The sequence below is a fragment of the Alcanivorax sp. genome (assembly GCF_002726155.1).
Classification (GTDB): Bacteria; Pseudomonadota; Gammaproteobacteria; order Pseudomonadales; family Alcanivoracaceae; genus Alcanivorax.
In genome coordinates this window covers 81,258-87,493 of the sequence record NZ_PBSH01000029.1, presented here as the reverse complement: position 1 = coordinate 87,493, position 6,236 = coordinate 81,258, and the positions used below count along the sequence as shown (strand labels likewise).

General features: G+C 59.4%; 5 protein-coding genes and 1 tRNA gene. 1 reads left to right on the top strand and 5 read right to left on the bottom strand.

The annotated features are described in order from the left end of the window. Position 1: 1 nt before the first annotated feature. The 4 genes from CL546_RS08515 to CL546_RS08500 all read right to left on the bottom strand — a co-directional run bounded on the left by CL546_RS08515 (position 2) and on the right by CL546_RS08500 (position 3,818). Positions 2–74, bottom strand: a tRNA-Phe gene (locus tag CL546_RS08515). A gap of 53 nt (positions 75–127) precedes the next feature. After that, positions 128–412 (bottom strand): oxidative damage protection protein, encoded by a 285-nt coding sequence (locus tag CL546_RS08510; protein ID WP_290494123.1) that lies wholly within the window; start codon positions 410–412, stop codon positions 128–130. 33 nt (positions 413–445) lie between these two features. Beyond that, complete coding sequence (gene mutY / locus CL546_RS08505) at positions 446–1,522, bottom strand: A/G-specific adenine glycosylase (protein WP_290494122.1); 1,077 nt, start codon at positions 1,520–1,522, stop codon at positions 446–448. 85 nt (positions 1,523–1,607) lie between these two features. Further along, complete coding sequence (locus CL546_RS08500; protein ID WP_290494121.1) at positions 1,608–3,818, bottom strand: AsmA family protein; 2,211 nt, start codon at positions 3,816–3,818, stop codon at positions 1,608–1,610. 77 nt (positions 3,819–3,895) lie between these two features. Here CL546_RS08500 and CL546_RS08495 point away from each other — a divergent pair, with 77 nt between their 5' ends. After that, positions 3,896–5,857, top strand: a complete 1,962-nt coding sequence (locus CL546_RS08495) for a sensor histidine kinase (RefSeq protein ID WP_290494120.1) — start codon at positions 3,896–3,898, stop codon at positions 5,855–5,857. Here the strand turns inward: CL546_RS08495 and CL546_RS08490 are convergent. Beyond that, on the bottom strand, positions 5,852–6,175 hold the full coding sequence (locus CL546_RS08490; RefSeq protein ID WP_290494119.1) for a GNAT family N-acetyltransferase: 324 nt from the start codon (positions 6,173–6,175) through the stop codon (positions 5,852–5,854). The genes CL546_RS08495 and CL546_RS08490 overlap by 6 nt on opposite strands. Positions 6,176–6,236: the final 61 nt, after the last annotated feature.

Sequence of the window (6,236 nt, the reverse complement as noted above, 5' to 3'; positions counted from 1 at the left end):
GTGCCCGGAGGCGGAATCGAACCACCGACACGGGGATTTTCAATCCCCTGCTCTACCGACTGAGCTATCCGGGCAATCAGGGCGCGTATTAAAGCGGCTTGGGCCGGAGGCGTCAAGCCATGGGCGTTTATTTGTTCGCATCGTGAGCAGGTGGCACGTATCCCTCGGCTTTTTCGTAGTTTTCGTTGTTCAGAAAACGATCACGTTGCTCGTCGAGGAAGTGCTTGGCGTCCGGGTCCATCACGTTCAGGTGCTTTTCATTGATCAGCATGGTCTGTTCGTGCAGCCATTCCTGCCAGGCCTTTTTCGAGACTGTCTCGAAGATATCCTGCCCCTTGGGGCCGGGGAACGGGGGGCGGTCGAGGCCGTCCAGTTCAGTCTGGTATTTGCGGCACATTACCGTGCGGCTCATGGCAACTCCGTAGGCGGGTACATGTGAGGTGGACTATAACATGCGTGACTGGCGTGGGGCGTCGAGGCTGGCCAGCAGTTTCTTCACCGGTGCAGCCAGGCCGAGCGTGCCGGGAGACTGCGGATCCACCCAGCGACCGTCACTGTCACGGGTGCCGGCTGGGTCCACGGCCACTTCCAGTGGGACGATGTCCAGATGATAGTGGCTGAAGGTGTGCCGGAACGGGTCCAGTGGCTGGCTATCAGCACGGGCATCGAACGCACGGGCCTGCAGGGCGTCGTTCATCTGTGCCACATCGTCGGTTTGCGGAAAACACCACAGGCCGCCCCAGATGCCTTGCTGGGGGCGTTGCTCCAGCCAGACCCGACCGTTACGGTCGCGCAGGATAAGCATGATGGTGGTGCGTACTGGCAGGGTTTTTTTCGGTTTTTTGCCGGGGTAATCCTGGGGGTTGCCGTTAGCGTGGGCTTCGCACCCGCGGTTTACCGGGCAGTTAGCGCAGTCGGGGTTGCCCCGGCGACACAGGGTGGCGCCCAGGTCCATGATCGCCTGGGTGTAGTCCGCCAGCCGTGCGTCGGGTGTGTAGTGTTCAGACAGCTCCCAGAGCCGGCTTTCCACCGTCTTCTTGCCTGGCCACCCGGGTACCGCGTGGAGCCGGGCCAGCACCCGTTTTACGTTGCCATCCAGAATCGGTGCGCGCACGCCACGACTTTGGGCAAGAATGGCGCCGGCGGTGGAGGGGCCAATGCCGGGTAACGTGGCCACTTCCTCTACGGTGTTCGGGAACTCGCCCTGATAGTTCTCCAGTAGTTGTTGGGCGCATTTATGGAGGTTGCGGGCGCGGGCGTAGTAACCAAGCCCGGTCCACAGGTGCAGCACCTCATCCTGCTCCGCCAGTGCCAGTGTTTTGACATCCGGGAAGCGCGCCATAAACCGCTCGAAGTAGGGAATGACGGTGTTGACCTGGGTCTGCTGCAGCATGATTTCCGATACCCACACCTGATAGGGCGTGCGCGGATGCTGCCAGGGCAGATCCTGGCGGCCATGTTGGTCGTACCAGTCGAGCAGAGCCAGGCTGAAGTCTTGCGGGGTGAGGGATGTACTGGGCATGACGCTCCGGACAAAAAACGGCGGAAATGAGCGTTTGCTCATTTCCGCCTGCGTGTCGCTTGCTGCGTGAAGCGTGCAGCGTCTCTTAATTAAACAGCTTCTTGAGGCCGTCCTGCAGCTGCTTGTTCACTTCTTCCTTGGCCTTTTTCTGGGCGGCATCCTTGAGTACTTCCTCGGTGGTGTCGCCTTCGCCTTCAATGCCGAATTTATCTTTCAGCTTGTCCTTGGTGGCGTTGGCGGCGACCTGTTTGCCGATGTCCTTGAAGCCATCCTTGTCCGGGCCACACCATTTGGCGGGGCTGCCGCCCAGGTTGCCTTCGCAGCGCAGTGGCCAGGTGGTGCCAGTCAGGTATTTGGAGGTGCCCAGCTCCGGCGACTGCATGCCGATTTTCAGGTCGAAGTCCTGGTTGAGGATATTCATCCAGCCATTACCGGTGATTTCCCCTTTTTGCAGTACCGCAGAGAGGCTATCCAGGTAGGCCACGTTCTTGTCCAGCCGAGCCTTGGATTTCAGGTCGAGGATCTTGGTGTCCTCGGACAGGGCGCTGGGCAGTTTGCCGGATTCCTGGCTGGGAATCAGGGCGGTGGCCAGGCCCTGGAACTGGCCGAGCATGTCATTCACGCCGCCAACCAGGGTGCTGTACAGATTCAGGCCGCGCACGGTGGTGTCGGCCAGGGACAGATCGATGGTGCCTTTGGCGGAATTCATCAGCGCTTTTTCGCTGTTGCCGCTGGCGCTGTAGCTGCCGTTCATGTCGAACACCCCTTTGGCCAGATCATCCTCCAGTGCCATTTGTACCAGCGGCTGGATCTGGACGCTGGAGACGGTGTTGCTGGCGGTGATTTTCGGGGTGTTGCCGGAGGCATCCAGTTTGGCTTTGGCACTGAAGCTGCCGCCCAGGGTGCTGCCGCTGGCGCGGGTTAGCTGCAGGACGCCGTTCTTGGCACTGACGGCAAATTTCATGTCGCTGGCAGTAATGCTGTCGTATTTCACGGTGCCAATGGCCAGTTTGCCGTCCACCAACAGTGGGCGCAGGGTGTCCACCGGGATCAGCTCGTCGCTAGACAGGCTGGCGGTGCCACCGGTTTTGCCGCCACCAGCGGCGGCGGTTTCGCTTTCGCCGCTGGTGGGGGGCATGTAGCCGTCCAGGGTGATCTTGTCGAGCACCAGGTCAAAGATGATCTTGCCACTTTCCAGGCTGGCCAGGCCAGCGCTGCCGCTGAGAGTGCTGTCATCCAGAGTCAGGGTCAGCGGGTTGGCCATGACGCTGCCGGGCTCGCCGCCCAGGGTGGCGTCCAGGGCAATCTTGCTCAGCGCCTGGCTGTCGGTGGTTTCGATGGGGGCTTCGCCAATGGCTTCCAGCACCTTGTTGGCATCGAAGGGCGCGGTGGCCAGCTTGCCACTGAGCTGCATATCGCCAGTGAGGGCGGTGATATCCACGTTGCCTTTGGTCTCGGTGCCGGCGGCCTGCAGTAGCAGGTCCTTGATGGAGACAGTGTCCTCGTTCAGATTCACATCCAGATTCTGTTCCAGGTGCACATCCACCGGCATGGTGGTGGCGCCGGCGATATTGGCATCCAGTGTCATCGGGTTGAGGACGAAGTGGTTATTGTCGATATCGGAGGCCAATACGGTGTCCAGATTCATGTCCACGCGCATGTCGCTCTGGTCCTGATAGCGCAAGGACATTTGCAACGGGAAGGGCTCGTCCAGGTTCACGTCCTGGGCGTTGAGATTAAAGTGCTCGACGACGATGTCGGTGCCATCGGCGGTGCTGCGGTAGCGGACCTTGCCGTCGCTGACTACAACTGTGGGAATGGTCAGCGGAATGTCGAGGCTGCTGCTGCCCTCGTCTTCGGCCGCGGGTTCTTCTTCAGCGGCGGTGTCGTCTGCTGGTGTCTGCGGGCCGATCTGCTCCCAGTTGGCGCCGTCCGGACCATCTACCAGGTTCACATCCAGGCCAGCAAGGGTGATGCCGTCCATTTCCACCTGGCCGTACAGCAACGGCAATACGGCAACGCTGACGCTGGCTTCGTCGAGGGCGGCGAACAATTCTTCGTCATCGGCAATGCGCGCTTCGGTGCGTCCCAGGCTCACGCCCAGCGAGGGCCAGAACTGCCAGGCCAAATCGCCCTGAATATCCAGTGTCAGGTTGGCCTGCTCTTGCGCCTGTTTCTCGATTTCCGGCTTGAATTCGTTGGGATCAATCACCTGCGTGATGACAAAAACAGCGATGGCCAATAGCACAATGATGGCAAACAAAGTGATCAGCAAAATTTTTAACAGGCGTCCCATGTAGCACTCCTTGCGCGTTGGTCGTTGGACCGTGATTATAGCAGTGGGGATTCAATGACCATACCGTAGCATTATTCGTGACTATTATTGTGACGTTAGGGGAAGAGCGTTTGCGAAAGTTCCATGTTGTTGTCTTGATGGCGCTGTTGTTGGTGGGCGGTATTGCGCGTGCCGAACCCATTGCGCTGGTTTCGGCGGGGGACAGTGTTCAGTTAGGTGCCCGGGTGGATGTGCTTGAGGACCCGGAAGGGAACTGGACCTTGAGCCAGATTCGCGACCAGTTCGCCAGCCGGTTTCGCAAAAGTGACAGCAATACGCTGAATTTCGGTTTTACCAAAAGCACCATCTGGCTGCGTTTTCAGCTGGATGCCAGTCAGATGGACGGGCGTAGCTGGTTTCTGGTGGAGCGCTATCCGATTCTCGATGAATTGACCCTGTTCGTGCCGCAGCCTGGTGGCGAGTTCCGGGAATATGCGGTGGGGGACACTCGCCCCTTCGACCGCCGGCCCATGGATCACCGCTCTTTTGTGTTCAACCTGGAATCACTGCCTGACGGGGTGAGCGAATACTATATCAAAGTGCGCGGCAAGGGCGCCTTGAACATGATGCCCATGCTCTATAGCGCCAAGGGGCTGGTGGAGTACACGTATCTGGAGCAGTTGCTGCAGGGGCTATTCTACGGCTCGTTGACCATCATGCTGATTTACAACCTGCTGCTGTATCTGTCCCTGCGGGACAACGTGCATCTGCATTTTGTGGTGTTTCTCACCGGGGTGTTGTTTTTCAATATTTGCGTCAGCGGTTTCGGGCTTCAATACCTGTGGCCGGACACGCCCAAGATCAACGAATACTTCTGGCTGACCACCTATACCTGCGGGCTTTCGCTGGCGTTGTATTCACGGCAGTTTTTGCAGCTGGCCCAGCGGTTTCCGCGTTATGACCGATTGCTGAAGCATTACCTGATACTGATCGGGCTGGCGTTCCTGCTGCAATGGGTGATCCCGCCGCCGTATTCCTATCACCTGTCTACCGTGGTGGTGATGATGACCGTGGTGCTGTTTAGCTGGCTGGGCTGGGTGGTGTGGCGCCAGGGCTTCCGGGTGGCGCGGCTGTATGTGCTGGCCTGGTCGGTATTCCTGCTGACCGTGTTCCTGTATGCCATCGGCAATCTGGGCTTGATTCCCTATAGCGTGATTGTTCCTTACCTGCCGCATTTCGGCGCGCTGTGGGTGGTGGTGATGTTGTCGCTGGCACTGGGCGACCGGATCCGGTTTCTGGAAAGTGAGCGCAAACAGTTGTCGGTGGAGGCGCAGCAAAACCTGGAGCGACACCTGGCGGATATCGAACAGATGAACCAGGACAAATCCATGTTCCTGCAGTACATCAGCCATGAGCTGAATACGCCGATCAACTGGATTGGCGCTGCCGATTCACTGGGGCAATCCAGCCAGGGGGCGGGTGAGAAAGAAGTGGATGTGTGGGCCATGGTGCGCAAGGGGCAGCGGCGCCTCACGGGGATTGTCAGCACTTCACTGCGTTATTTTGATCTCTCCGACCGCCACCAGCCGCCGCTGCAGGCCAGCTGTCAGCCCATGTGGATGTTCGACGCTATTTTGCGTGACCAAGCGGCGCGGATAGAGACCTGCGGTGTGGTGGTGCGTAACCGGATTTCACCGAATTTGCAGGTGCGTGCCTGTGAAGGGGAGTTGCGTGAAGTGCTGACCATGGCGCTGGATAATGCGCTGCGCTTCAGTGCCGAAGGCGATAGCGTGGAAGTCAGCAGCACAGTGGATGTGCCGGCGGGCCATGCCGAACTCTGTATTCGTGATCAAGGCAGAGGCGCTACTGCGGATCAGTTGGAGCACATCCTGGAGCCGTTCTTCGTGATGGGATCACGCCACCATGAAGAAGGCTTTGGCCTGTCCCTGGCCATGGCACGGGTGATGATTGAGCAGGTGGGCGGTTCTCTGTGGGCGGAAAGTGCCGGTCCCGGTCGGGGTTTTGCGCTGCATATCCGGCTGCCGCTGGCTCAGTTATAGGCCGCGCTGCTGCTGGCAGTATTCGGGCAGGGTGAGGCTTTCTCCCAGCTGCTGGCCGATCAGACGCAGGAAATCCTTGCCCACGCCGCGCCCCTGAGTGGCGGGGTGTACGACCATCCAGGCCAGCTGCGGCTGGTTTTCTTCTATCAGAGCGATAGCCACGCGCTGACCATTGAAGTGAGCGGCAAACAGGCGTCCATGTCCGTCAGCCACCGCATCCGCCAACTTCTGGCGGTATTGCGGGGCATCACGCAGTACCTTGGCAAAGGCCTGACATTCTTCCTGAGAGAGGGGGTGGGCCTGAACGCTGATCGGCATGGTGAAACTCCGCTGGTTTGGGTGGTCGGTGCTGCTGCAATGGTGTCAACAGGCTCTCAGG

Bases quoted from the DNA above. Each gene is read 5' to 3' on its own strand.
- CL546_RS08490 (WP_290494119.1), bottom strand. From the start codon at position 6,175: ATGCCGATCAGCGTTCAGGCCCACCCCCTCTCTCAGGAAGAATGTCAG.
- CL546_RS08500 (WP_290494121.1), bottom strand. From the start codon at position 3,818: ATGGGACGCCTGTTAAAAATTTTGCTGATCACTTTGTTTGCCATCATT.
- CL546_RS08510 (WP_290494123.1), bottom strand. From the start codon at position 412: ATGAGCCGCACGGTAATGTGCCGCAAATACCAGACTGAACTGGACGGC.
- mutY (WP_290494122.1), bottom strand. From the start codon at position 1,522: ATGCCCAGTACATCCCTCACCCCGCAAGACTTCAGCCTGGCTCTGCTC.